The organism is Streptacidiphilus sp. EB129 (assembly GCF_041262645.1).
In the GTDB taxonomy this organism is placed as follows: Bacteria; Actinomycetota; Actinomycetes; order Streptomycetales; family Streptomycetaceae; genus Streptacidiphilus.
The window spans coordinates 58,176-82,125 of sequence record NZ_JBGCCS010000011.1; the positions used below are offsets into that span (position 1 = coordinate 58,176).

The following is a 23,950-nucleotide window of genomic DNA, read 5'->3' on the forward strand; positions in this document are numbered from 1 at the left end:
CTCAATCGTCGTGGCGGTGTAGCTCAGTTGGTAGAGCAAGCGGCTCATAATCGCTGTGTCACCGGTTCAAGTCCGGTCACCGCTACCACGCCTGGTTGTAGCCGATTGTAGGGTAACCCTCCCGGTCGGCTACTCTTGTCTGTGTTCATAACGTTGTCTGTCCGAGGAAGGCACTCCTGTGGCCGCCACTGATGTCCGCCCGAAGATCACGCTGGCCTGCGTGGAGTGCAAGGAGCGGAACTACATCACCAAGAAGAACCGGCGTAACGACCCGGATCGTCTTGAGATGAAGAAGCACTGCCCCCGCTGCAACGCGCACACCGCGCACCGCGAGACCCGCTGACCTCTGCGTTTCACCACGCAGGGCCGGCGCTATCGTCCAGGCCGTCGGCGAAGGCCGTCCCCACCCGTGGGGGCGGCCTTCGTTGCGTTCTCTCCCCCTGACGCCGCACTCTCTGCTGAGGAGCTGCCCATGCCGTTGGATCCCTCCTTCATCGGGCGGACCTACCCGCCCACCACGCCGTACGAGGTGGGGCGCGAGAAGATCCGGGAGTTCGCCGAGGCGGTCGGTGACGCCAATCCCGCGTATCTCGACATCGAGGCCGCGAAGGCGCTGGGCTACCCGGACGTGATCGCTCCGCCCACCTTCCCCTTCGTGCTCGCCTACAAGGCCGCCGCCCAGGTGATCAACGACCCGGAGCTGGGCCTGGACTTCTCCCGGGTGGTCCACGGTGACCAGCGGTTCGTCTACACCCGCCCGGTCCGGGCCGGCGACCTGCTCACGGTGACCTGCGTCATCGAGTCCATCAAGTCGCTGGCCGGCAACGACATCCTCTCCGTGCGCGGCGAGGTCCACGACGAGGGCGGCGAGCATGTGGTCACCACCCACATGATGCTGGTGGCCCGCGCCGCCGCCGAGGGGGAGTGAGCATGACCGCGACTGTGAACTACGACGAGATCGAGGTCGGCGCGACGCTGCCGAGCGCTTCGTTCCCGGTGACCCGCGCCACTCTGGTCCAGTACGCCGGGGCCTCGGGGGACTTCAATCCGATCCACTGGAACGAGGCCTTCGCGACCTCGGTCGGCCTGCCTGACGTGATCGGGCACGGCATGTTCACCATGGCCGAGGCGATTCGCGTGGTCACCGACTGGGTCGGCGACCCGGGGGCCGTGGTCGAGTACGGGGTGCGCTTCACCAAGCCGGTGGTGGTCCCCAACGACGGTGTCGGCGCGGTGATCGAGGTCTCCGCCAAGGTCGCCGCCAAGCTCGACGACCGCCGGGTGCGGGTGGACCTGACCGCGACCAGTGCGGGCGACAAGGTCCTCGGCATGTCCCGCGCCGTGGTTCAGCTCGCCTGACGGACGGTCCGAGCTCTGCCTCTTGACGTAGTTAGTAATCAGCCACTAACTTTGAACCATGGCGAAGACGAGCATGCGGATGTCGGCGGAGGAGCGACGCGAAAGCGTCATCCGCGCCTCCATGATCGAGTTCGCCGAACGCGGCTACAACGGCACCTCGACCCAGGCGATCGCGACCCGGGTCGGGGTGTCGCAGCCCTATCTCTTCCGGCTCTTCCCCAACAAGCGCGCCCTCTTCGAGGCGGCGGTCCGCCGCTGCATGGAGGACGTGATGGAGGCCTTCCTGACCGCCGCCGACGGCCTGGAGGGCGAGGCGGCCCGTGATGCCATGGGCATGGCCTACTTCGATCTGATCGCCGACCGCAGTCGCCTGCTGATGCAGATGCAGATGTACGTCTCCACCGCCGCCGCCGAAGCCGCCGGTGACAGCGAGGTGGGGGAGGCGGTGCGGGAACTGTGGACCGAACTGTGGGACACCGTGGCCGCCGCCGCCGGCATGACCGAGCAGGAAGCCCTCGACTTCTTCGCCAGGGGCATGCTGATCAACGCACTGGTCGCCATGGGCTTTCCGCCGGAGCACCGGCTCTGGCGCGGCCTTGAGGCCGACGCCTCCTGACCGCGGGCCCGCCCGTCGGCTCGCGGTGCAACCGCTGCGGTTCCTGTTCCTGCTGCTTGCTTCGGGGTCGGATGTCGGCGGTGACGTCCGTCCGCAAAAGGTATTGATCAATCACTTATATGGTTCCCCCGAAAGCCGGGGGCTCTGCAAAGGGGACCGTCATGCGCAAGGACCGCACCGCCGGCACCGGCCGGCCAGCCGTCTGGGCCTTCGTGATCACCAGCACCGCCGGCTTCATGGCCGCGCTGGACAACCTCGTGGTCACCACCGCCCTCCCCTCCATCCGGGCCCACCTCGGTGGCGGCATCACCGACCTCGAATGGACCGTCAACGCCTACACCCTCACCTTCGCCGTGCTGCTGATGCTCGGCGCCGGACTCGGTGACCGGTTCGGCCGACGTCGCCTGTTCACCATCGGACTCACCCTCTTCACCCTCTCCTCCCTCGCCGCCGCCCTGGCCCCCGGGATCGGGGAGCTCATCGCGGCCCGCGCCGCCCAGGGCGTGGGTGCGGCACTGCTGACCCCGGTCAGCCTCACCCTGCTCACCTCCGCCGTCCCGCCGGCCAGGCGCGGGCTGGCCTTCGGCGCCTGGGGCGCGGTCAACGGCATGGCGATCGCGATGGGACCGCTGATCGGCGGGACCATCGTGGAGCACCTCTCCTGGCAGTGGATCTTCGCCCTCAACGTGCCCATCGGTCTGGCCCTGCTGCCGCTGGCCCGGCTGCGGCTGACCGAGAGCCACGGGCCCAACGGCCGACTCGACATCCCCGGTACCGTGCTCGCCAGCGTCGGCCTCTTCGGCATCGTCTACGCCCTGGTCCGTGGCAACTCCGACGGCTGGTCCAGCCCCGCCGTGGTCACCGGTCTCGCCGTGGGCGCCGCACTCCTGGTCGCCTTCGTCCTCTGGGAACTGCGCACCGACGCCCCGCTGCTGCCGATGCGGCTCTTCCGCAACCGCGCCTTCGCCGCCGTGAACAGCGCCTCGATCCTGATGTCGCTCGGCATGTTCGGGGCGATCTTCCTGCTCAGCCAGTTCCTGCAGACCGCCCAGGGCTACAGCCCGATGGAGGCCGGCGTCCGGATGCTGCCCTGGACGGCGATGCCCATGGTCGTCGCCCCTGTCGCGGGCATCCTCGCCGACCGCATCGGCGGACGGATCATCATCGCCACCGGACTCGCCCTGCAGGCCGCCGGGCTCACCTGGTTCGCCGTGATCGTCACCGCACACGTCAGCTACGGCTCCCAGGTGCCGGCATTGATCCTCTCCGGCGCCGGCATGGCACTCTTCTTCGCCCCGGTCACCACCGTGCTGATGGGCTCGGTCCGGCCCGAGGAGCAGGGCATCGCCTCCGGGGCCAACAACGCCCTCCGGGAGATCGGCGGGGCCCTCGGCGTCGCCGTCCTCACCTCCGTGTTCACCGCCAACGGCGACTTCAGCAGCCCGCAGCGGTTCGCCGACGGTCTGACCCCGGCGCTCTGGGTCGGTGCGGCGGCCATCGCGGCGGCCGCGGTCGCCGCCCTGATCGTCCCCCGGCGCGGCCGCGGTGCCGCCCGCGAGGACGCCGTCGAGGCCGCTCCGGCTCTCACCCCGGTCGCCTCCTGAGCGCGGCCGCCCGTTCGGCAGGCGGACTGCCGCCGGTCCCGGGGAGCGGGGCTCCGAATCACTCGGAGCCCCGCTCCCCGTAGGGTGGGGGAGTGCAGGAACTCCATGACGCTCCCCTCGCCCCGCTGACCACGTTCCGCCTCGGCGGCCCGGCCGGCCGACTGGTCACCGCCGAGACGGACGCCGAGATCGTCGACACCGTGCGCCGGGCCGACGCGGCGGGCGAACCGCTGCTGATCATCGGCGGTGGCAGCAACCTGGTCATCAGCGACAAGGGCTTCGACGGCACCGTCCTCCACATCGCCACCCGGGGCTACGAACTGCACGGCACGACCCTGGACGCCGCGGCCGGCGAGGTCTGGTCGGACCTGGTCGGCGCCATGGTGCTGGAGCAGGGGCTGGCCGGCATCGAGTTCCTGGCCGGCATCCCCGGCTCGGTCGGGGCGACCCCGGTCCAGAACGTCGGCGCCTACGGCCAGGAGGTCGCCTCCACCATCACCGAGGTGGTCGCCTACGACCGTCGCACCGGCCGTACGGTGACGCTGGCCAACGCCGACTGCGCGTTCTCCTACCGGCACAGCACCTTCAAGGCCCAGCCCGACCGCTACGTCGTGCTGCGGGTCCGCTTCGCCCTGGAGGACGCCGACGGGGCCTCCACCCCGGTGCGCTACGCCGAGATCGCCCGGGCGCTCGGCGTCGAGCAGGGCGAACGCACCGACCTCCGCGCCGCCCGGGACCAGGTCTGGCAGTTGCGTCGGGGCAAGGGCATGGTCCTCGACCCGGACGACCACGACACCTGGTCGGCCGGCTCCTTCTTCACCAATCCGGTCCTGGACCCGGAGCAGTACGCGCTGTTCCTGACCCGGGTCCGGGACCGGCTCGGCTCCGACGCCACGCCCCCCGCCTATCCCGCGAGCGACGGCGGCACCAAGACCTCCGCTGCCTGGCTCATCGACAGGGCGGGCTTCACCAAGGGCTACGGCGCCGGCCCGGCCCGCATCTCCGGCAAACACACCCTCGCACTCACCAACCGGGGCGGGGCCACCACCGACGATCTGCTGGCCCTCGCCCGCGAGGTCAGGGACGGCGTTCACGACGCCTTCGGCGTCACCCTCGTCAACGAACCCGTGCTGGTGGGCGTCGAACTCTGACCCGGCCAGGACCGCCGCCCGCATCGGCGCCGGCCTTCAGCCGGTCAGCCCGGCCTTCAGCCGGTCAGCCAGGCGTCGATCCCCGCCAGCAGTCCCTTCCGCACATCCTCCGGCGCCCGGGAGGCCCGTACCGACTGGCGGGCGAGCTCTGCCAGCTCCGCGTCGCCGAATCCGTGCACCGCCCGCGCCGACTCGTACTGTGCCGTCAGCCGGGAGCCGAAGAGCAGCGGATCGTCGGCTCCCAGCGCCAGCGGCACCCCCGCCTCGAACAGCGTCCGCAGCGGCACGTCCTCGGCCTTCTCGTAGACGCCCAGCGCCACGTTGGACGCCGGGCAGACCTCGCAGGTGATCTGACGGTCCGCCAGTCGCTGCATCAGTCGCGGGTCCTCCGCGGCGCGCACGCCGTGGCCGACCCGCCCGGCGCCCAGGTCGTCCACGCAGTCCCGGACACTTGCTGGTCCGGCGAGTTCCCCGCCGTGCGGGGCGGCCAGCAGCCCGCCCTCCCGCGCGATCGCGAAGGCACGGTCAAAGTCCCGTGCCATTCCCCGTCGTTCGTCATTGGACAGGCCGAAGCCGACCACGCCCCGGTCCGCATAGCGCACCGCCAGCCGGGCCAGCGTCCGGGCGTCCAGCGGATGCTTCATCCGGTTGGCGGCGACCAGCACACGTATCCCCACGCCGGTCGCCCGCTCCGCCTGTGCCACCGCGTCCAGAACCAGTTCGAGCGCCGGGATCAGCCCGCCGAGCCTGGGTGCGTAGGAGGTCGGGTCGACCTGGATCTCCAGCCAGCCGCTGCCCTCGGAACGCTCGTCCTCGGCGGCCTCCAGCACCAGCCGCCTGATGTCCTCGTCGTCGCGCAGTACCGATCGCGCCATGTCGTAGAGCCGCTGGAACCGGAACCAGCCTCGTTCGTCGGTCGCCCGGAGCTTCGGCGGTCTGCCGGAACTCAGCGCCTCGGGCAGGTGCACCCCGTGCTTGTCGGCCAGCTCCCGCAGGGTGGCCGGACGCATGGAGCCGGTGAAGTGCAGATGCAGGTGCGCTTTGGGCAGGAGGCGGACATCGCGGATGGACGGGGGCGTCGATACCTGTTCCATTCGCAGATCTTCGCGTACTCAGCCTGATGGCGGAAAACAACGAGGTCAAGACGCCCGATCGGGTGAACTCAAGCCCTCCGGGCCGGTCCCGTACGCGCGTCGGCCCGCCGTCGCAGCGGATGCGACGGCGGGCCGACCGAGGGTCCGGCAGGGCGGGGCCCCGCGTCAGTCCGGCGCGTCAGTCCTGCGCCTCGCCCAGCAGCTTCTGCATCCGGGCGACGCCCTCCACCAGGTCGTCATCGCCCAGCGCGTACGACAGCCGCAGGTAGCCGGGGGTCCCGAAGGCCTCGCCGGGCACCACGGCGACCTCGACCTCGTCCAGGATCAGCCCCGCCAGCTCCGCCGACGTGGCCGGGCGCCGCCCGCGGATCTCCTTGCCCAGCAGCGCCTTCACCGAGGGGTAGACGTAGAACGCGCCCTCGGGCTCGGGGCAGACCACGCCGGGGATCTCGTTGAGCATCCGCACGATGGTGCGCCGGCGCCGGTCGAACGCGACCTTCATCTCGTCCACCGCCGCCAGGTCTCCCGACACCGCGGCCAGCGCCGCCACCTGCGCGACGTTGCTCACGTTGGAGGTCGCGTGCGACTGCAGGTTGGTCGCGGCCTTGATCACGTCCTGCGGGCCGATCACCCAGCCGACCCGCCAGCCGGTCATCGCGTAGGTCTTGGCGACCCCGTTCACCACGATGCACTTGCCGACCAGCTCCGGCACGGCCACCGGCAGCGAGACGAACTCGGCGTCCCCGTACACCAGGTGCTCGTAGATCTCGTCGGTGAGCACCCAGAGCCCGTGCTCCGCCGCCCAGCGGCCGACCGCCTCGACCTCGGCGCGGGTGTAGACCGCACCGGTCGGGTTGGAGGGGGAGACGAACAGCAGCACCTTGGTGTTCTCGGTGCGGGCGGCCTCCAGCTGCTCCACGGTGACCTTGTAGCCGGTGGTCTCGTCCGCCACCACCTCGACGCTGACCCCGCCCGCGAGCTGGATCGACTCCGGGTAGGTGGTCCAGTACGGCGCGGGCACGATGACCTCGTCGCCCGGATCCAGGATCGCGGCGAAGGCCTCGTAGATCGCCTGCTTGCCGCCGTTGGTCACCAGTACCTGCGAGGCGTCCACGGCCCAGCCGGAGTCCCGCAGCGTCTTGGCGGCGATGGCGGCCTTGAGCTCGGGCAGACCGCCCGCGGGCGTGTAGCGGTGGTTCCTGGGGTCGCGGCAGGCGGCGACGGCCGCGTCCACGATGTAGCCCGGAGTCGGGAAGTCCGGCTCGCCGGCGCCGAAGCCGATCACCGGCCGGCCGGCCGCCTTGAGGGCCTTGGCCTTGGCGTCGACGGCCAGCGTCGCGGACTCGGCGATCGCGCCGATCCGGGCCGAGACGCGGCGGTCGGCGGGACGGATGCTGGGGTCAGGGTGGGGGGAGGCAGCGCTCATACCTGCATGGTCCCAGACAAGGCAACCGCAGGGCATCGATGTTTCACACCGTGAACCCCCGCGAGTGATTCCGGGCCGGTTCCGCAGTTCAGCGCGGCGAACCCATTCGACCAATCCGGGTCCGACCCCCTACACTCAACCCTCGATGGACCCGGCCGAACGCTGGGAGCGCCGCAGACACCACGCGGTGGTCCTCATACGGTAGGTTGGGCCTCGCGAGTCCGGCTGGTACGGATTCAAAGGGTCGTAGCTCAATTGGTAGAGCACCGGTCTCCAAAACCGGCGGTTGGGGGTTCAAGTCCCTCCGGCCCTGCTGTCCGTCCTGTTGCTGGGAGGCAACAGACGGTACCGTCAGCAGTGCATTAACGCGGGTTCGCAATCACTGCGACTCCCGACAGGTACCCGGATTCAGGTGAGGGACGAGTGACGGAGACCGTGGGCTCCACCGCGACACCTGATCGTGGTAGCGCGGAGGACGAACAGGGCGAGACCCTGTCGCGTCGCGACCGCAAGCGCGCCAACAAGGCCGCGGGCAAGGGCAGGCAGAAGCGTGACGGCCAGAAGAACATCTTCGCCAGGGCCGGGCTCTTCTACCGCCAGATCATCGCCGAGCTGCGCAAGGTTGTCTGGCCGAGCCGGAACGACCTCACCACCTACACGACGGTCGTCATCGTCTTCGTCGTGGTGATCATGGCTCTCGTGTACGGCCTGGACACCGGCTTCGTCCAGCTGTCCAAGCTCGTCTTCGGCTGATCCAGCCGGTCCGGCCACAGCGGGACACGCCGTCCCGAGCCGTACCAGGCTCCGTTTCACCGACCCATCACCCTCGCGGGAGATAACTGTCCGGGCGCTCCGTTACCGTTGTGTCGGTATCGTTGAGTCTCCGAGTCGTCCGCAGCCAAGCCCTGCTTCTCCCTGTGGACGGTTACGGAACCGTCCCACCCTTCATCTCCAGGAAGAAGCAGCCAACGTGTCTGAGTCCCACCTGTACGACGCCGCACAGGCCCCCGAGGCTGACGAAGCCGTCGAGTCGGCCGACGCGTCGGAGCAGGACGCGTCTGCGTGGGCCGAGGCCGACGACTCCGCCGAGCAGATCGTCGACAACGTCGATAGTGACGCCGACGAGGTCGAGGCTGCGGACCAGGACGCCGGGCGCTCCGCCGAGGAGGAGGCACTGACCGTGCTCACCGCCGAGGAGTCCGAGGCCCTCGAAGCCAGCGAAGAGGCCGAGGCCGAGGTCACCGAGGCGGACGAGGTCGAGATCGACCCGGTCGCCGCCTTCCGCGAGGAACTGCGCACCGCGGCCGGTGAGTGGTACGTCATCCACACCTACGCCGGCTACGAGAACCGGGTGAAGTCCAACCTGGAGCAGCGCGCCGTCTCGCTCAACGTCGAGGACTACATCTACCAGGCCGAGGTGCCGCAGGAAGAGGTCGTCCAGATCAAGAACGGCGACCGCAAGACCATCCGGCAGAACAAGCTCCCCGGCTACGTGCTGGTGCGCATGGACCTGACGAACGAGTCCTGGGGCGTCGTCCGCAACACCCCCGGTGTCACCGGCTTCGTCGGCAACGCCTACGACCCGTACCCGCTGACGCTGGACGAGGTCGTCAAGATGCTCGCCCCGGACGTGGAGCGCGCCGCGGCCAAGGAGGCCGGCAAGCCGAGCCCGGTCCGTCCGTCCGAGGTCCAGGTCCTCGACTTCGAGGTCGGCGACTCGGTCACGGTCACCGACGGCCCGTTCGCCACGCTCCAGGCGACCATCAACGAGATCAACCCGGACTCCAAGAAGGTCAAGGGCCTGGTGGAGATCTTCGGCCGGGAGACCCCGGTCGAGCTCTCCTTCGACCAGATCGCCAAGAACGACTGAGTCCCTCGCACGACTGAGTCCGCCGCACGACCGAGCAGCACCTCCGAGGGCCCCGCACCGCAGTCGCCGGTACGGGGCCCTCGGCCGTGTGGCGCCCGGCGCCGGAAGCGATTTAGGATCGCCGGTCCTTTCGGGCTATCCTGGTTCGATGTGTGCGCAGAGCCAGGCCGTCCGGCCGGCGAGCCACACGGAAACCCAAGGCCCCGCCGCCGCGCTTTCGCGCGCCGGTCGGGAACACCTCTCGTAAGGACCCGGAGAGAGCATGCCTCCCAAGAAGAAGAAGGTCACGGGGCTTATCAAGCTCCAGATCAACGCTGGTGCGGCCAACCCCGCGCCGCCCGTCGGCCCCGCACTGGGCCAGCACGGTGTCAACATCATGGAGTTCTGCAAGGCCTACAACGCCGCGACCGAGTCGCAGCGTGGCATGGTCGTGCCGGTGGAGATCACGGTCTACGACGACCGCTCCTTCACCTTCATCACCAAGACTCCGCCGGCCGCTCGCCTGATCCTCAAGGCCGCGGGCGTGGAGAAGGGCTCCGGCGAGCCGCACAAGACCAAGGTCGCCAAGATCACGGCTGCCCAGGTCCGCGAGATCGCCACCACCAAGCTGCCCGACCTGAACGCCAACTCCCTGGAGCAGGCCGACAAGATCATCGCCGGCACCGCCCGGTCGATGGGCATCACCGTCGAGGGCTGAGTTCCCCTCAGTACCTGTTCGGTAGTGGTAGGGCCGAGCGCGGCCCGCAGCCACCACAACTCCACGTCTTGAATCCACAGGAGCAGCAGTGAAGCGCAGCAAGGCTCTGAACGCCGCGGCGGAGAAGATCGACCGCGAGCGTCTGTACGCCCCCCTTGAGGCCATCCGCCTCGCCAAGGAGACCTCCACCTCCAAGTTCGACGGCACCGTCGAGGTCGCCATGCGTCTGGGTGTCGACCCGCGCAAGGCCGACCAGATGGTCCGCAGCACCGTCAACCTTCCGCACGGCACCGGCAAGACCGCCCGGGTCCTGGTCTTCGCGACCGGTGACCGTGCCGCGGCTGCGGAGGCTGCGGGTGCCGACATCGTCGGCGCCGACGAGCTGATCGACGAGGTCGCCAAGGGCCGCCTGGACTTCGACGCCGTCGTGTCCACCCCGGACCTGATGGGCAAGGTCGGTCGCCTGGGCCGCGTGCTCGGCCCCCGTGGCCTGATGCCGAACCCGAAGACCGGCACCGTGACCCCGGACGTGGCCAAGGCCGTGACCGAGATCAAGGGCGGCAAGATCGAGTTCCGCGTCGACAAGCACTCGAACCTGCACCTGATCATCGGCAAGGTGTCCTTCGACACCGAGAAGCTGGTCGAGAACTACGGTGCCGCCCTGGACGAGGTGCTTCGCGCCAAGCCGTCCGCCTCCAAGGGCCGCTACATCAAGCGGGTCTCGATCAGCACCACGATCGGCCCCGGCATCCAGGTCGACCCCAACCGCACCCGGAACCTCCTCGTCGAGGAGGACCCCGCGTCGGTCTGATCTCTGATCAGGCATTGACCAGGTTCTGAACGGGCCGGTATCCCCTTCCGCAAGGAAGGGGATACCGGCCCGTTCGCGTGGCCGGCAGGCCGTGGAGGGGCTTGGGATGGGCGATTTGCCCATTGGGCGCCTCGTCACGTACCTTGGGGACTGCCAAAGACCGCTGGTCGTTGCCGCGTGCCCCGCAAGGGGCAGTCCCTGAACAGGCTGAGCCTGAGAAGGGCGAGCGCGGTGGCCGAAGGATCCGCGAACAATGCGGACGACCCGCGCAGGATGGATGAGGAAGGACTCGCGCTCCGGTTGCGTGCCGAAAGGTATGCCGACTGTCGAGCGTGGCGAAGCCCCGTGCGCCTGCGCCGGGGCTGTTCTGTGTTTTCCGAGCACTTTCTTCCGGCGGTAGTGGGCGTAGCAGGTCGACTCAACGGTCGGCCACGCATCGACATCACGGAAGGAGGCGTAAGCCTATGGCAAGGCCCGACAAGGCTGCCGCCGTCGCCGAGCTCACGGACCAGTTCCGTGCCTCCAACGCGGCCGTGCTGACCGAGTACCGCGGTCTGACCGTGGCGCAGCTGAAGAAGCTGCGTCGCTCGCTCGGCGACAACGCCAATTACGCCGTGGTGAAGAACACGCTGACCAAGATCGCTGCCAATGAGGCCGGGATCTCTTCGCTTGACGACCTGTTCGCGGGTCCGACGGCTGTCGCCTTCGTCGCCGGTGACCCGGTGGAGTCGGCGAAGGCTCTGCGTGACTTCGCCAAGGAGAACCCCGCACTGATCATCAAGGGCGGTGTCCTTGATGGTAAGGCGCTGTCCGCCGATGACATCAAGAAGCTCGCGGACCTCGAGTCCCGCGAGGTGCTGCTCGCCAAGCTGGCGGGTGGCCTGAAGGCGTCGATGGCCAAGGCCGCCGCCACCTTCCAGGCTCCCCTCACGGAGTTCGTCCGCACTGCGGAGGCGCTCCGGGCCAAGGTCGAGCAGGGCGGTGCCGGTACGCCGGCTCCCGCCGTCGAGGACGCCGCTCCCGCCGCGGAGTAGCACCCCCTCGCAGCGGGCCCGTACGCCCGCCGTTCCGTACATCCGGCACCTGCCGAAATAGTGGAAGGACGCCATCATGGCGAAGCTGTCCCAGGAAGAGCTGCTCGAGCAGTTCGCCGAGCTGACCCTCATCGAGCTCTCCGAGTTCGTGAAGGCCTTCGAGGAGAAGTTCGACGTCAAGGCTGCCGCCCCGGTCGCCGTCGCCGCCGGTGGTGGCGCTGCCGCCGCCGCCGAAGAGGTCGAGGAGCAGGACGAGTTCGACGTCGTCCTGACCTCTGCCGGTGACAAGAAGATCCAGGTCATCAAGGAGGTGCGCTCCCTGACGTCCCTCGGCCTGAAGGAGGCGAAGGACCTCGTTGACGGCACCCCCGCCACCGTCCTGGAGAAGGTTGCCAAGGACGCCGCGGAGAAGGCCAAGGCTGCTCTCGAGGCTGCCGGCGCTTCCGTCACCGTCAAGTAATCTCGATTACCTGACTCGACCGAGGCAGTCACCCGCTTGGGTGGCTGCCTCGGTTTTTTGTTTGCCCTGTTCCACCTGCCGTACCCTGCCCGTTCTATGACGATTCGCCACTTCTGTCGCCCAGATGCTCCCCAGTGCGGGCCGAGGCGAGTATGGTGATCGTCGTCGCTGCGAGTACGACCTGCGCGCAGCGGGCGCCGCGGAGCGTCCGGGGTTCACCCCCGGAGCCGCACAGCGGTCGCCGTGCGGCCACCCCACCAGGGCAGTCGCCCGGCCCGACCGCTCCGCTCGATGCTCCCGAGGAGCGTCTCCCGAGGGGGCTCCCCGGGAACCCGCCCTTGACGAACCGGGCGCGGCGCGCAATTCTCAGGACGCGAGGTTGTGCCTCCGGGCCTCCGGTCGGAGGCGGCGGCGGGCAGCGCGACGACCGAACCACGATCGAAGCTGCGGCATCGAAGCTGCGACATCGAAAAGCTGGTTCGCAGGCATGGAACCAGGGTGTGGTGGGGAATACACACCCAGTAGGCAGTGACCGCCCCAGGGGGCGCCCTCGGCGAGGGTGGTTCCGCGAGGTAGGGAGTTCGACGATTCGGTCTCCGAATCCGGACTGGACAGCAGTGTGCCGTCTGGCTACACTGTCCCTTTGCGCTGCCTTTTAGCTGCTCCGTGACTCGACCCCCGGAGTACGCACTACCCCGACCAGGGGTGGCACCCCGCCCGCGCACTGGCTCTGAGCTGGAGTAATCCTCCGGCCGTGGAGTCCGTGCGAGAGCGCGGATGCTACCCGTGCGACGGGTGGGCCCGGTACGCGCGTAGTGAGTCCGAGCCCTCGGAAGGACCCCCTCTTGGCCGCCTCGCGCAACGCCTCGAACAACTCCGCATCCACCGCACCGCTCCGTATTTCCTTCGCGAAGATTCGTGAGCCCCTCGAGGTTCCCAACCTCCTCGCCCTGCAGACCGAGAGCTTCGACTGGCTCCTCGGCAATCAGGCGTGGAAGGACAGGGTCGAGGCGTCGCTCGCTGAAGGACACGACGTCCCGCAGAAGTCCGGCCTGGAGGAGATCTTCGAGGAGATCTCCCCGATCGAGGACTTCTCCGGTTCGATGTCGCTGACCTTCCGCGACCACCGCTTCGAGCCCCCCAAGAACTCGATCGACGAGTGCAAGGACCGCGACTTCACGTTCGCGGCCCCGCTCTTCGTCACGGCCGAGTTCACCAACAACGAGACCGGCGAGATCAAGTCGCAGACGGTCTTCATGGGCGACTTCCCGCTCATGACCCACAAGGGCACCTTCGTGATCAACGGCACCGAGCGTGTCGTTGTCTCGCAGCTGGTGCGCTCACCGGGCGTGTACTTCGACACCACCCTGGACAAGACGTCCGACAAGGACATCTACTCCGCCAAGGTCATCCCCTCCCGGGGTGCCTGGCTGGAGCTGGAGATCGACAAGCGCGACATGGTCGGTGTCCGCATCGACCGTAAGCGCAAGCAGTCGGTCACCGTGCTGCTGAAGGCGCTGGGCTGGACCTCCGAGCAGATCCTGGAGGAGTTCGGCCAGTACGAGTCGATGCGCGCCACCCTGGAGAAGGACCACACCCAGGGCCAGGACGACGCGCTGCTCGACATCTACCGCAAGCTGCGTCCGGGCGAGCCGCCCACCCGCGAGGCGGCGCAGACGCTTCTGGAGAACCTCTACTTCAACCCGAAGCGTTACGACCTGGCCAAGGTCGGCCGGTACAAGATCAACAAGAAGCTCGGTGTGGAGCAGCCGCTCGACGGCGGCGTGCTCACCACCGACGACATCCTTGCCACGATCAAGTACCTGGTCCAGCTGCACGCCGGTGAGACCGAGACGGTCGCCCCGAACGGCAGCACGATCGTCGTCGAGGACGACGACATCGACCACTTCGGAAACCGTCGTCTGCGCAACGTCGGCGAGCTGATCCAGAACCAGGTCCGTACCGGCCTGGCCCGGATGGAGCGCGTGGTCCGCGAGCGGATGACGACCCAGGACGTCGAGGCGATCACGCCGCAGACCCTGATCAACATCCGGCCGGTCGTCGCCTCCATCAAGGAGTTCTTCGGCACCAGCCAGCTGTCCCAGTTCATGGACCAGACGAACCCGCTGTCGGGGCTCACCCACAAGCGTCGTCTGTCCGCGCTGGGCCCCGGTGGTCTGTCCCGTGAGCGGGCCGGCTTCGAGGTCCGTGACGTGCACCCGTCCCACTACGGACGTATGTGCCCGATCGAGACCCCGGAAGGCCCGAACATCGGTCTGATCGGGTCGCTCGCCTCCTACGGCCGGGTCAACGCCTTCGGCTTCGTGGAGACCCCGTACCGCAAGGTCGTCGAGGGCATCGTCACCGATGACCTGGACTACCTCACCGCGGACGAGGAGGACCGGTTCGTCATCGCCCAGGCCAACGCGCCGCTGACCGATGACAACCACTTCGCCGAGGCCCGTGTGCTGGTCCGTCGCCGTGGCGGCGAGATCGACTACATCCCCGGTGTCGAGATCGACTACATGGACGTCTCGCCGCGCCAGATGGTGTCGGTCGCGACCGCCATGATCCCGTTCCTCGAGCACGACGACGCCAACCGCGCGCTCATGGGCTCGAACATGATGCGTCAGGCCGTCCCGCTGCTGAAGAGCGAGTCGCCGCTGGTCGGCACCGGCATGGAGTACCGCGCCGCGGTCGACGCCGCCGATGTCATCGCCGCCGAGAAGGCCGGCGTGGTCCAGGAGGTCTCTGCCGACTACGTCACCATCGCCAACGACGACGGCACCTACACCACGTACCGCGTGGCCAAGTTCACCCGCTCCAACCAGGGCACGGCCTTCAACCAGAAGGTCATCGTGGACGAGGGCGCGCGCATCGAGGTCGGCCAGGTCCTCGCCGACGGTCCCTGCACGGACCAGGGCGAGATGGCGCTCGGCAAGAACCTGCTGGTGGCGTTCATGCCGTGGGAGGGTCACAACTACGAGGACGCGATCATCCTGTCGCAGCGCCTCGTGCAGGACGACGTCCTCTCCTCGATCCACATCGAGGAGCACGAGGTCGACGCCCGTGACACCAAGCTCGGCCCCGAGGAGATCACCCGGGACATCCCGAACGTCTCCGAGGAGGTCCTGGCGGACCTGGACGAGCGCGGCATCATCCGCATCGGCGCCGATGTCACCACCGGTGACATCCTGGTCGGCAAGGTCACGCCCAAGGGTGAGACCGAGCTGACCCCGGAGGAGCGCCTGCTGCGCGCCATCTTCGGTGAGAAGGCCCGTGAGGTCCGCGACACCTCGCTGAAGGTGCCGCACGGTGAGTCCGGCAAGGTCATCGGCGTCCGCGTGTTCGACCGCGAGGAGGGCGACGAGCTTCCGCCCGGCGTCAACCAGCTGGTCCGGGTCTACGTGGCGCAGAAGCGCAAGATCACCAACGGTGACAAGCTGGCCGGCCGCCACGGCAACAAGGGTGTCATCTCCAAGATCCTTCCGGTCGAGGACATGCCGTTCCTTGAGGACGGCACCCCGGTCGACATCGTGCTCAACCCCCTCGGTGTGCCGTCCCGAATGAACCCGGGACAGGTACTGGAGACCCACCTCGGCTGGCTCGCCAAGACCGGCTGGGACGTCTCCGGACTCAGCGAGGAGTGGGCCCGCCGGCTGCAGAAGATCGGCGCCGACAAGGCGACCGGTGGCACCAACCTGGCCACCCCGGTCTTCGACGGCGCCCGCGAGGACGAGATCACCGGTCTGCTCGACCACACCACGCTCACCCGGGACGGCGACCGCCTGGTCGGCTCCTCCGGCAAGGCGCGGATGTTCGACGGCCGCTCCGGTGAGCCGTTCCCGATGCCGATCTCGGTCGGCTACATGTACATCCTCAAGCTGCACCACCTGGTCGACGACAAGCTCCACGCCCGTTCGACCGGCCCGTACTCCATGATCACGCAGCAGCCGCTGGGTGGTAAGGCGCAGTTCGGTGGTCAGCGGTTCGGTGAGATGGAGGTGTGGGCGCTGGAGGCGTACGGCGCCGCCTACGCCCTCCAGGAACTGCTCACCATCAAGTCCGACGACGTGCTCGGCCGCGTGAAGGTCTACGAGGCCATCGTCAAGGGCGAGAACATCCCCGAGCCCGGCATCCCCGAGTCCTTCAAGGTGCTCATCAAGGAGATGCAGTCGCTCTGCCTGAACGTGGAGGTGCTGTCCTCGGACGGCATGTCCATCGAGATGCGTGACTCCGACGAGGACGTGTTCCGCGCCGCGGAGGAGCTCGGTATCGACCTGTCCCGGCGCGAGCCGAGCAGCGTCGAAGAGGTCTGACGGAGGTTCCGGGTCGGCGCTGACCTCCAGCGCCGACCCGTCGCCCCCAGGACCCCCTCAGACCAGACGTAAGACTTCGACCCCGAAGGTGGGATTGACGACCCGTGCTCGACGTCAACTTCTTCGATGAGCTGCGAATCGGCCTGGCGACCGCTGACGACATCCGTCAGTGGTCCCACGGCGAGGTTAAGAAGCCCGAGACCATCAACTACCGCACCCTCAAGCCGGAAAAGGACGGACTCTTCTGCGAGAAGATCTTCGGCCCGACCCGCGACTGGGAGTGCTACTGCGGCAAGTACAAGCGCGTCCGCTTCAAGGGCATCATCTGTGAGCGCTGCGGCGTCGAGGTCACTCGCGCCAAGGTGCGTCGTGAGCGGATGGGCCACATCGAGCTGGCCGCCCCTGTCACGCACATCTGGTACTTCAAGGGCGTGCCCTCGCGCCTCGGCTACCTCCTGGACCTTGCCCCCAAGGACCTTGAGAAGGTCATCTACTTCGCCGCCTACATGATCACGTGGGTCGACGACGAGCGCCGCACCCGTGACCTGTCCTCGCTGGAGGCCCAGGTCTCCGTCGAGCGCCAGCAGATCGAGCAGCGCCGCGACGCCGACCTGGAGACCCGCGCCAAGAAGCTCGAGGGCGACCTCGCCGAGCTCGAGGCCGAGGGTGCCAAGGCCGACGTGCGCCGCAAGGTGCGCGAAGGCGCCGAGCGCGAGATGAAGCAGCTCCGCGACCGGGCCCAGCGCGAGCTGGACCGCCTGGACGAGGTGTGGGCCCGCTTCAAGTCCCTCAAGGTCCAGGACCTGGAGGGCGACGAGCTGCTCTACCGCGAGCTGCGCGACCGCTTCGGCACGTACTTCTCCGGTTCGATGGGTGCCGCGGCGCTGCAGAAGCGCCTGGAGACCTTCGACCTGGAGGAGGAGGCCGAGAAGCTCCGCGAGATCATCAAGACCGGCAAGGGCCAGAAGAAGACCCGTGCGCTCAAGCGCCTCAAGGTCGTCTCGGCGTTCCTGCAGACCACCAACAAGCCCAAGGGCATGGTGCTGGACTGCGTCCCGGTCATCCCGCCGGACCTGCGTCCGATGGTGCAGCTGGACGGTGGCCGCTTCGCGACCTCCGACCTGAACGACCTGTACCGCCGCGTGATCAACCGCAACAACCGCCTCAAGCGGCTCCTGGACCTCGGCGCGCCCGAGATCATCGTGAACAACGAGAAGCGCATGCTTCAGGAGGCCGTGGACGCGCTGTTCGACAACGGCCGTCGTGGCCGTCCGGTCACCGGTCCGGGCAACCGGCCGCTGAAGTCCCTGAGCGACATGCTCAAGGGCAAGCAGGGTCGTTTCCGTCAGAACCTGCTCGGCAAGCGTGTCGACTACTCGGCCCGTTCGGTCATCGTCGTCGGCCCGCAGCTCAAGCTGCACCAGTGCGGTCTGCCCAAGGCCATGGCGCTGGAGCTCTTCAAGCCGTTCGTGATGAAGCGCCTGGTGGACCTGAACCACGCGCAGAACATCAAGTCGGCCAAGCGCATGGTCGAGCGTGCCCGTCCGGTGGTCTGGGACGTCCTCGAAGAGGTCATCGCCGAGCACCCGGTGCTGCTGAACCGTGCGCCCACGCTGCACCGCCTCGGCATCCAGGCCTTCGAGCCGCAGCTGGTCGAGGGCAAGGCCATCCAGATCCACCCGCTCGTCTGCACCGCGTTCAACGCGGACTTCGACGGTGACCAGATGGCCGTGCACCTTCCGCTCTCCGCGGAGGCGCAGGCCGAGGCCCGCATCCTGATGCTGTCCTCCAACAACATCCTGAAGCCGGCCGACGGTCGCCCCGTCACCATGCCGACCCAGGACATGGTGCTGGGTCTGTTCTTCCTGACCTCGACCCGTGACCCGGAGACGCTCCGCGGCGTCGGCCGCGCCTTCGGCGCGACCTCGGAGGCCGTGATGGCCTTCGACGCCAAGGACCTGGACCTGCAGTCCGAGATCGACCTGCGCCTCCCGCTGGGCACCGTGCCCCCGCGTGGCTGGACCCCGCCGGTCGACGAGGACGGCAAGGCCACCTGGCAGGAGGGCGAGCAGATCCGTCTGCGGACCACCCTGGGCCGCGCGCTCTTCAACGAGCTGCTGCCCGAGGACTACCCGTTCGTCGAGGACGAGATCAACAAGAAGGCGCTCTCCTCGATCGTCAACGACCTCGCCGAGCGCTACCCCAAGGTCGTCGTCGCGGCGACGCTGGACAACCTCAAGGCGGCCGGTTTCCACTGGGCCACCCGCTCCGGTGTCACCGTCTCCATCTCGGACGTCGTGGTCCCGCCGAACAAGCCCCAGATCCTTGAGGGCTACGAGGCGCAGGCCGAGAAGGTCCAGAAGCAGTACGAGCGCGGCCTGATCACCAAGGACGAGCGCCAGCAGGAGCTCGTCGGCATCTGGACCAAGGCGACCGCCGAGGTCGCCGAGGCGATGAACGCGAACTTCCCGAAGACCAACCCCATCTTCATGATGGTGGACTCCGGGGCTCGCGGAAACATGATGCAGATGCGTCAGATCGCCGGTATGCGTGGTCTGGTGTCCAACGCGAAGAACGAGACCATCGCGCGACCCATCAAGGCGTCGTTCCGTGAGGGCCTCTCCGTGCTGGAGTACTTCATCTCCACCCACGGTGCCCGTAAGGGTCTCGCCGACACCGCCCTGCGTACCGCCGACTCCGGTTACCTCACCCGTCGTCTGGTCGACGTCTCCCAGGACGTCATCATTCGCGAGGAGGACTGCGGCACCGAGCGCGGCCTCAAGCTGCCGATCGGTGACGTGGGCGAGGACGGCGTGCTGCGCAAGCGGGACGACGTCGAGACCAGCGTCTACGCCCGTGCGCTCGCCGAGGACATCGTCGTGGACGGGCAGGTGCTGGCCCCGGCCAACACCGACCTGGGCGACGTCCTGATCGACGAGCTGATCCGTCTGGGCATCTCCGCGGTCAAGACCCGCTCCATCCTGACCTGCGAGTCCGCCGTCGGCACCTGCGCCATGTGCTACGGCCGCTCGCTGGCCACCGGCAAGCTGGTCGACATCGGTGAGGCGGTCGGCATCATCGCCGCCCAGTCCATCGGTGAGCCCGGTACCCAGCTGACGATGCGTACCTTCCACACCGGTGGTGTGGCCGGTGACGACATCACCCAGGGTCTGCCCCGTGTCGTCGAGCTCTTCGAGGCCCGTAACCCGCGTGGTGTGGCCCCGATCAGCGAGGCCGAGGGCCGGGTCCGGATCGAGGACACCGAGAAGACCCGTAAGCTCGTCATCACCCCCGACGACGGCAGCGAGGAGATCGCCTACCCGATCTCCAAGCGCATCAAGCTGCGGGTGTCCGAGGGTGAGCACGTCGAGGTCGGCCAGCAGCTGACCAACGGCACGGTCAACCCGCACGACGTGCTGCGCATCCTGGGCCAGCGTGCCGTCCAGATCCACCTGGTGGCCGAGGTCCAGAAGGTCTACAACTCGCAGGGTGTGTCGATCCACGACAAGCACATCGAGATCATCATCCGGCAGATGCTGCGCCGGGTCACGATCATCGAGTCCGGCGACGCCGAACTGCTGCCCGGCGAGCTGGTCGAGCGGGGTCGCTTCGAGACCGAGAACCGTCGTGTGGTGTCCGAGAGCGGCCAGCCCGCCTCCGGCCGTCCGCAGCTGATGGGTATCACCAAGGCCTCGCTGGCGACCGAGTCCTGGCTGTCGGCCGCCTCCTTCCAGGAGACGACCCGGGTGCTGACGGACGCGGCGATCCACGCCAAGTCCGACCCGCTGCTGGGCCTCAAGGAGAACGTCATCCTCGGAAAGCTCATCCCGGCCGGTACGGGTCTGCCCCGCTACCGCAACATCCGGGTGGAGCCGACGGAGGAGGCCAAGGCCGCGATGTACTCGGCCGTCGGCTACGACGACATCGACTACTCGCCCTTCGGCTCCGGCTCCGGCCAGGCCGTCCCGCTGGACGACTACGACTACGGCCCCTACACCGGCTGACAGTCACCGCAGAGACCGCAGGGCGGCCACCCCATCCGGGGTGACCGCCCTGCGGCGTATCCGGCAACTCCGGTGTTCAGCACCCGCGTGCTCGCGCAGGCGCCCGGGTCAGCGGGGGAGTGACTCGTGGCCGGTCAGCCGGGCGCGGTCGGCCGCGGCGCGGCCCTGGGTCCAGCCCTCGTAGTCGCTGGCCCGCATCGAACGCCCGGCCGTGGTGTTGGGGAACATCCGCTCCGCCGACTCCTGCACGGCCTCCTCGCGGGCCGCCAGGACCGGCAGCAGGGCGGACGCCGCCGAGCCGCCGCCCCGCGCCCGCAGCCCGTCCAGGGCCTCCTCCGTCGCCACCGCCGTGGCCTCGGACAGCCGCTCGCGGATCCGCGCCGCGTAGGCGATCAGGAAGGACTGGCGGAACGACTTGGTACGCGAGCTGCCGGCGCCGCCGCGCTGTGTCCCCGCGCTGTTCATCGCGCCGGTCGCCTGCACCAGCAGCGAGGTGTAGAGCAGCTCCACCGCCTCCAGGTCGGCCGGGAAGCCGACCACGGTGCAGAAGCCCAGGTCCTTCGTCCACACCGACCGGGACCGGTTGGCGCCGGCGACCGCGTCCAGCAGCAGCGCCTTGGGAGCCTCGTAGGGGTTGTCGACGCCGATCCGGCAGGCGCCCGGTTCGGTCCTGCCGCCGGCGGAGGCGGCGAGCAGTGCCTCGTCGATGCTGTGCTGCGCCATCAGCTGCTGTGCCTTGGCGGTCAGCGCCTCGGCCTCCTCCGGGTACTCGGTCGACTCGGCCTTGGCCAGCAGCGCCCGGATCCGGCCGAGCATCCTCGGCTCGCTGCCGGTCTTCGGGACGAAGGAGATCGACGAGGTCGAGCGCTCCGCGCCCGGCGGGGGAGTGAGCAGGGTGATCGGGGGCAGCCGTCCGATCAGCCGGACCAGTTCCAGCAGCAGGGTGGCGACGGTGAAACGGTCGGCGCGCTCGCGCTGGGCGACGCCGGGGAGCAGCAGGTCGTCCTCGCCCCACCAGGCCGAGGCCTCCAACTCCCGCAACTGCCCGGCCCAGCGCGGGTCCAGCGCGGCGGCGGCATAGCTCCGCGACTCGGCGGCGACCAGGTCGACCACCAGCCGGGCGTGACGTGGCGTCAGCTCCCGGCGCACCGCCCGGACCAGGTCGGCGGGCTGCCATCCGGCCCGCCACAGCCGTACCAGCAGGGCGCCGCTGGCCGGCAGCACGGTCCGGCTGGTCTGCGGCCAGCGCGCGGCCGGCTCGGACAGCGCGCTGGCACCGAGGTCCAGCGCCAGGTGGTAGTCCACGTCGGCGGCGTGCAGCACTCCGCCGAAGGCCGCGTCCACGGCCTCCCGCAGGGAGGGTTCGCGGGGCGGCGCACCGGCCGGCCCGCGACGGCCGCCGTTGTCGCGGGAGTCACCGCGTGAGCCGCCGGCGGGGCCGGTGCCGCCACCGCTGCCGGCGCGACGGTCGGCGGTACCGGGGTCGGCGCCGCCATGGGCGGCCTGGGACGGCCGCTCCGGGCGGCCCGCTTCCCGCGCCCGCCGGGCGGCCCCGCGGCGCTCCTGGTTGCGCTTGCCCATCACAGCCCTCCTGTCCTGTTCCCGAATGCGACCGACCCCATTGTCCCGGAGCGCGCCGCACCCGTCCGACATCGGCTGTTCACCGACCGTGTCATGGTGGCAGCAGGGTGTGACAATGCCTGTTCGGTGACCCAGGTGATGCCACGTCAATCCCCGCCGCAGGGCCCGGACGTGGGCGTGAGCCCGGCGGCGGACACCCGCGACGGGCGGCACAGCGCGTTGTGGCAAGCTGTCCTCCGCCTCACGAGCCCCGACGGGGGCACCGTGACCACACACTCCACGGATGGACGGCTCCATGGCAGGCCCCGCGATAACCCGAGCACACCGCGCCCTCATCGGCGTGGTCGCCGCCGGCGCCTTCATCATCGCCGGGATCGGCTTCGCCGGTTCCTACTCGGCGGTGCGCACCCTCGCCCTGCACAAGGGTTTCGGCGTCTTCTCCTATGTGTTCCCGATCGGCGTGGACGTCGGCATCGCCGTCCTGCTGGCCCTGGACCTGGTGCTCACCTGGCTGCGCATCCCCTTCCCGCTGCTGCGCCAGACCGCCTGGCTGCTCACCGGGGGGACGATCGTCTTCAATGCGGCGTCGTCCTGGGGCGACCCGCTGGCCATGGCCATGCACGCGATCATCCCGGTGCTGTTCGTGGTCGTGGTCGAGGCCGCGCGGCACGCCGTCGGGCGGATCGCGGACATCACCGCCGACCGGCACATGGAGTCGGTGCGGCTGATGCGCTGGATCCTGTCACCGGTGCCCACCTTCCGGCTGTGGCGCCGGATGAAGCTGTGGGAGCTGCGCTCCTACGACGAGGTGGTCCGGCTGGAGCAGAACCGGCTCGTCTACCGCACCCACCTGCGGGCCCGGTACGGGCGCGGCTGGCGCCGCCATGCGCCGATCGAGACGCTGCTGCCGCTGAAGCTGGCCAAGTACGGCGTCCCGCTGGATCTGGACGCGGTCCGCACCGCCCCCGCCATCGCACCGGCGGCCGCTCCCGGCTACGCCCAGCCCGGGGTTGCGACTGCAGCCCCGGCTGCGGCCCCGATCGCCGCTCCGCCCGCCGCCCCCGGGTTCGCCCAGCCCGCGCCCGCCGGGGTCGGCCAGGCCCCCGTCCAGCCCGCGCCGCAGCCCGCCGCAGGCCCTGGGTTCGCCCAGCCCGCGGCCGCCGGCTACGCCCAGGTTTCCGGGCCCGCGCCGGTGCCGTCCGCGGTCACCGGTCAGGTCCCCGGTCAAGCCCCTGGGCAGGCGCCCGGGCCGGCACCGGTCGTCGACCCGGTCGCCGTCGGCGTGCTCACCAAGCTCGCCCTGCACCGGCACCGCCGCCCGCTGCACGACCCGGACACCAGCGCCGCCGCCGACGACCCGCAGCACCAGTCCGGGGCCGGCGTGGCCGCGCCGCGCGGTGTGGCCTGGCTGCCGATGCAGCACCCGGCCGACGGCGCCGGCGACGACGGGCCGGAGGCCTGGTTCGCGCCCAAGGTGCTGCCGGAGCAGGAGGCGGAGACCGTGGTGCCGGCCTTCGCCCCGTCCTTCGAGCCGGTCCAGGGCGCGCAGGCGGGACAGGCCGCCGATCCGATCGACACCTACCTCGACGGTCTGCTGAGCTTCAGGGACGCGTACGACAAGGACCCCGACCCGGCCGAGCTCTCCCGCCACCTCTTCACCGCGCACGGCCTCAGCGGCAAGACCGCCGACCAGCCGATCGCCGCCGAGACCCTGCGACGGCACTGGCCCGAACTCCAGCAGCGCTACGCCGCCCGCTACGAGTGAGCGCCGAACGCGGGCGGGTCGAACGCGAGCACGGGCCGAACACGAGCAGCGGTCGAACACGAGTGACGGCGGAACACCTCTGAGCGACGGCTGCTGAGTTTGTGTCACAAGTCCTCGACATGCTTCCTGGGCACGATGCGCTTCTCCCGATCGTCTTGC

At 69.2% G+C, this 23,950-nt stretch carries 18 protein-coding genes and 2 tRNA genes; 17 read left to right on the top strand and 3 right to left on the bottom strand.

Going from position 1 to position 23,950, the window contains the following annotated elements; genetic code table 11:
* Positions 1 to 12 precede the first annotated feature (12 nt).
* The 7 genes from ABH925_RS15975 (at position 13) to ABH925_RS16005 (ending at position 4,730) form a co-directional block, all read left to right on the top strand.
* Positions 13 to 88, top strand: a tRNA-Met gene (locus ABH925_RS15975).
* A gap of 90 nt (positions 89 to 178) precedes the next feature.
* On the top strand, positions 179 to 343 hold the full coding sequence (rpmG, locus tag ABH925_RS15980) for a 50S ribosomal protein L33 (RefSeq protein ID WP_004571794.1): 165 nt from the start codon (positions 179 to 181) through the stop codon (positions 341 to 343).
* A gap of 129 nt (positions 344 to 472) precedes the next feature.
* Positions 473 to 928 carry a MaoC family dehydratase N-terminal domain-containing protein gene (locus ABH925_RS15985; RefSeq protein WP_370148411.1) on the top strand — a complete coding sequence of 152 codons (456 nt, stop codon included), beginning with the start codon at positions 473 to 475 and terminating at the stop codon, positions 926 to 928.
* A 2-nt stretch (positions 929 to 930) separates the two neighbouring features.
* Positions 931 to 1,359: a MaoC family dehydratase gene (locus tag ABH925_RS15990; protein ID WP_370148413.1), complete on the top strand. Its 429-nt coding sequence runs from the start codon at positions 931 to 933 to the stop codon at positions 1,357 to 1,359.
* A gap of 58 nt (positions 1,360 to 1,417) precedes the next feature.
* Complete coding sequence (locus ABH925_RS15995) at positions 1,418 to 1,975, top strand: TetR/AcrR family transcriptional regulator (RefSeq protein WP_370148415.1); 558 nt, start codon at positions 1,418 to 1,420, stop codon at positions 1,973 to 1,975.
* 161 nt (positions 1,976 to 2,136) lie between these two features.
* The gene (locus tag ABH925_RS16000; protein WP_370148417.1) at positions 2,137 to 3,579 is read left to right on the top strand and encodes a DHA2 family efflux MFS transporter permease subunit; all 1,443 of its coding nucleotides are present in this window, start codon (positions 2,137 to 2,139) and stop codon (positions 3,577 to 3,579) included.
* A 92-nt stretch (positions 3,580 to 3,671) separates the two neighbouring features.
* Positions 3,672 to 4,730 (top strand): UDP-N-acetylmuramate dehydrogenase, encoded by a 1,059-nt coding sequence (locus ABH925_RS16005; protein WP_370148419.1) that lies wholly within the window; start codon positions 3,672 to 3,674, stop codon positions 4,728 to 4,730.
* A 56-nt stretch (positions 4,731 to 4,786) separates the two neighbouring features.
* On the opposite strand, the gene ABH925_RS16010 is transcribed toward ABH925_RS16005, so the two are convergent.
* Positions 4,787 to 5,824, bottom strand: coding sequence for an adenosine deaminase (locus tag ABH925_RS16010; protein ID WP_370148422.1), 1,038 nt, complete (start codon positions 5,822 to 5,824; stop codon positions 4,787 to 4,789).
* 178 nt (positions 5,825 to 6,002) lie between these two features.
* Positions 6,003 to 7,250, bottom strand: a complete 1,248-nt coding sequence (locus ABH925_RS16015) for a pyridoxal phosphate-dependent aminotransferase (RefSeq protein WP_370148423.1) — start codon at positions 7,248 to 7,250, stop codon at positions 6,003 to 6,005.
* 240 nt (positions 7,251 to 7,490) lie between these two features.
* On the opposite strand from ABH925_RS16015, the gene ABH925_RS16020 reads away from it, so the two are divergent.
* The 9 genes from ABH925_RS16020 to ABH925_RS16060 all read left to right on the top strand — a co-directional run bounded on the left by ABH925_RS16020 (position 7,491) and on the right by ABH925_RS16060 (position 20,445).
* Positions 7,491 to 7,563 (top strand) — tRNA-Trp (locus ABH925_RS16020).
* A gap of 110 nt (positions 7,564 to 7,673) precedes the next feature.
* The gene (gene secE / locus ABH925_RS16025) at positions 7,674 to 8,003 is read left to right on the top strand and encodes a preprotein translocase subunit SecE (RefSeq protein ID WP_370148425.1); all 330 of its coding nucleotides are present in this window, start codon (positions 7,674 to 7,676) and stop codon (positions 8,001 to 8,003) included.
* A 217-nt stretch (positions 8,004 to 8,220) separates the two neighbouring features.
* Positions 8,221 to 9,120, top strand: coding sequence for a transcription termination/antitermination protein NusG (gene nusG / locus ABH925_RS16030; RefSeq protein WP_370148427.1), 900 nt, complete (start codon positions 8,221 to 8,223; stop codon positions 9,118 to 9,120).
* Between the two features lie 262 nt (positions 9,121 to 9,382).
* Positions 9,383 to 9,817 carry a 50S ribosomal protein L11 gene (gene rplK, locus ABH925_RS16035; RefSeq protein WP_370148429.1) on the top strand — a complete coding sequence of 145 codons (435 nt, stop codon included), beginning with the start codon at positions 9,383 to 9,385 and terminating at the stop codon, positions 9,815 to 9,817.
* Positions 9,818 to 9,905: 88 nt separating this feature from the next.
* Positions 9,906 to 10,628, top strand: a complete 723-nt coding sequence (gene rplA / locus ABH925_RS16040; protein ID WP_370148431.1) for a 50S ribosomal protein L1 — start codon at positions 9,906 to 9,908, stop codon at positions 10,626 to 10,628.
* Between the two features lie 464 nt (positions 10,629 to 11,092).
* Complete coding sequence (gene rplJ / locus ABH925_RS16045; RefSeq protein ID WP_370148433.1) at positions 11,093 to 11,662, top strand: 50S ribosomal protein L10; 570 nt, start codon at positions 11,093 to 11,095, stop codon at positions 11,660 to 11,662.
* Between the two features lie 76 nt (positions 11,663 to 11,738).
* Positions 11,739 to 12,122, top strand: a complete 384-nt coding sequence (gene rplL / locus ABH925_RS16050; protein WP_370148434.1) for a 50S ribosomal protein L7/L12 — start codon at positions 11,739 to 11,741, stop codon at positions 12,120 to 12,122.
* Between the two features lie 845 nt (positions 12,123 to 12,967).
* A complete protein-coding gene (gene rpoB, locus ABH925_RS16055; protein ID WP_370148436.1) occupies positions 12,968 to 16,441 on the top strand; it encodes a DNA-directed RNA polymerase subunit beta in 3,474 nt (1,157 codons plus the stop codon).
* 104 nt (positions 16,442 to 16,545) lie between these two features.
* A complete protein-coding gene (locus tag ABH925_RS16060; protein WP_370148437.1) occupies positions 16,546 to 20,445 on the top strand; it encodes a DNA-directed RNA polymerase subunit beta' in 3,900 nt (1,299 codons plus the stop codon).
* Between the two features lie 108 nt (positions 20,446 to 20,553).
* Here ABH925_RS16060 and ABH925_RS16065 read toward each other — a convergent pair whose 3' ends face one another.
* Positions 20,554 to 21,801, bottom strand: coding sequence for a DUF2786 domain-containing protein (locus ABH925_RS16065; protein ID WP_370148620.1), 1,248 nt, complete (start codon positions 21,799 to 21,801; stop codon positions 20,554 to 20,556).
* 508 nt (positions 21,802 to 22,309) lie between these two features.
* Here ABH925_RS16065 and ABH925_RS16070 point away from each other — a divergent pair.
* Complete coding sequence (locus ABH925_RS16070) at positions 22,310 to 23,791, top strand: DUF2637 domain-containing protein (RefSeq protein WP_370148438.1); 1,482 nt, start codon at positions 22,310 to 22,312, stop codon at positions 23,789 to 23,791.
* The last annotated feature ends 159 nt before the right edge of the window (positions 23,792 to 23,950 follow it).

Excerpts from the sequence above, each read along its gene's own strand:
- ABH925_RS15985 (WP_370148411.1), top strand. The coding sequence starts at position 473 with ATGCCGTTGGATCCCTCCTTCATCGGGCGGACCTACCCGCCCACCACG.
- ABH925_RS15990 (WP_370148413.1), top strand. The coding sequence starts at position 931 with ATGACCGCGACTGTGAACTACGACGAGATCGAGGTCGGCGCGACGCTG.
- ABH925_RS15995 (WP_370148415.1), top strand. The coding sequence starts at position 1,418 with ATGGCGAAGACGAGCATGCGGATGTCGGCGGAGGAGCGACGCGAAAGC.
- ABH925_RS16000 (WP_370148417.1), top strand. The coding sequence starts at position 2,137 with ATGCGCAAGGACCGCACCGCCGGCACCGGCCGGCCAGCCGTCTGGGCC.
- ABH925_RS16010 (WP_370148422.1), bottom strand. The coding sequence starts at position 5,824 with ATGGAACAGGTATCGACGCCCCCGTCCATCCGCGATGTCCGCCTCCTG.
- ABH925_RS16015 (WP_370148423.1), bottom strand. The coding sequence starts at position 7,250 with ATGAGCGCTGCCTCCCCCCACCCTGACCCCAGCATCCGTCCCGCCGAC.
- rplK (WP_370148429.1), top strand. The coding sequence starts at position 9,383 with ATGCCTCCCAAGAAGAAGAAGGTCACGGGGCTTATCAAGCTCCAGATC.
- rplJ (WP_370148433.1), top strand. The coding sequence starts at position 11,093 with ATGGCAAGGCCCGACAAGGCTGCCGCCGTCGCCGAGCTCACGGACCAG.
- rplL (WP_370148434.1), top strand. The coding sequence starts at position 11,739 with ATGGCGAAGCTGTCCCAGGAAGAGCTGCTCGAGCAGTTCGCCGAGCTG.
- ABH925_RS16070 (WP_370148438.1), top strand. The coding sequence starts at position 22,310 with ATGGACGGCTCCATGGCAGGCCCCGCGATAACCCGAGCACACCGCGCC.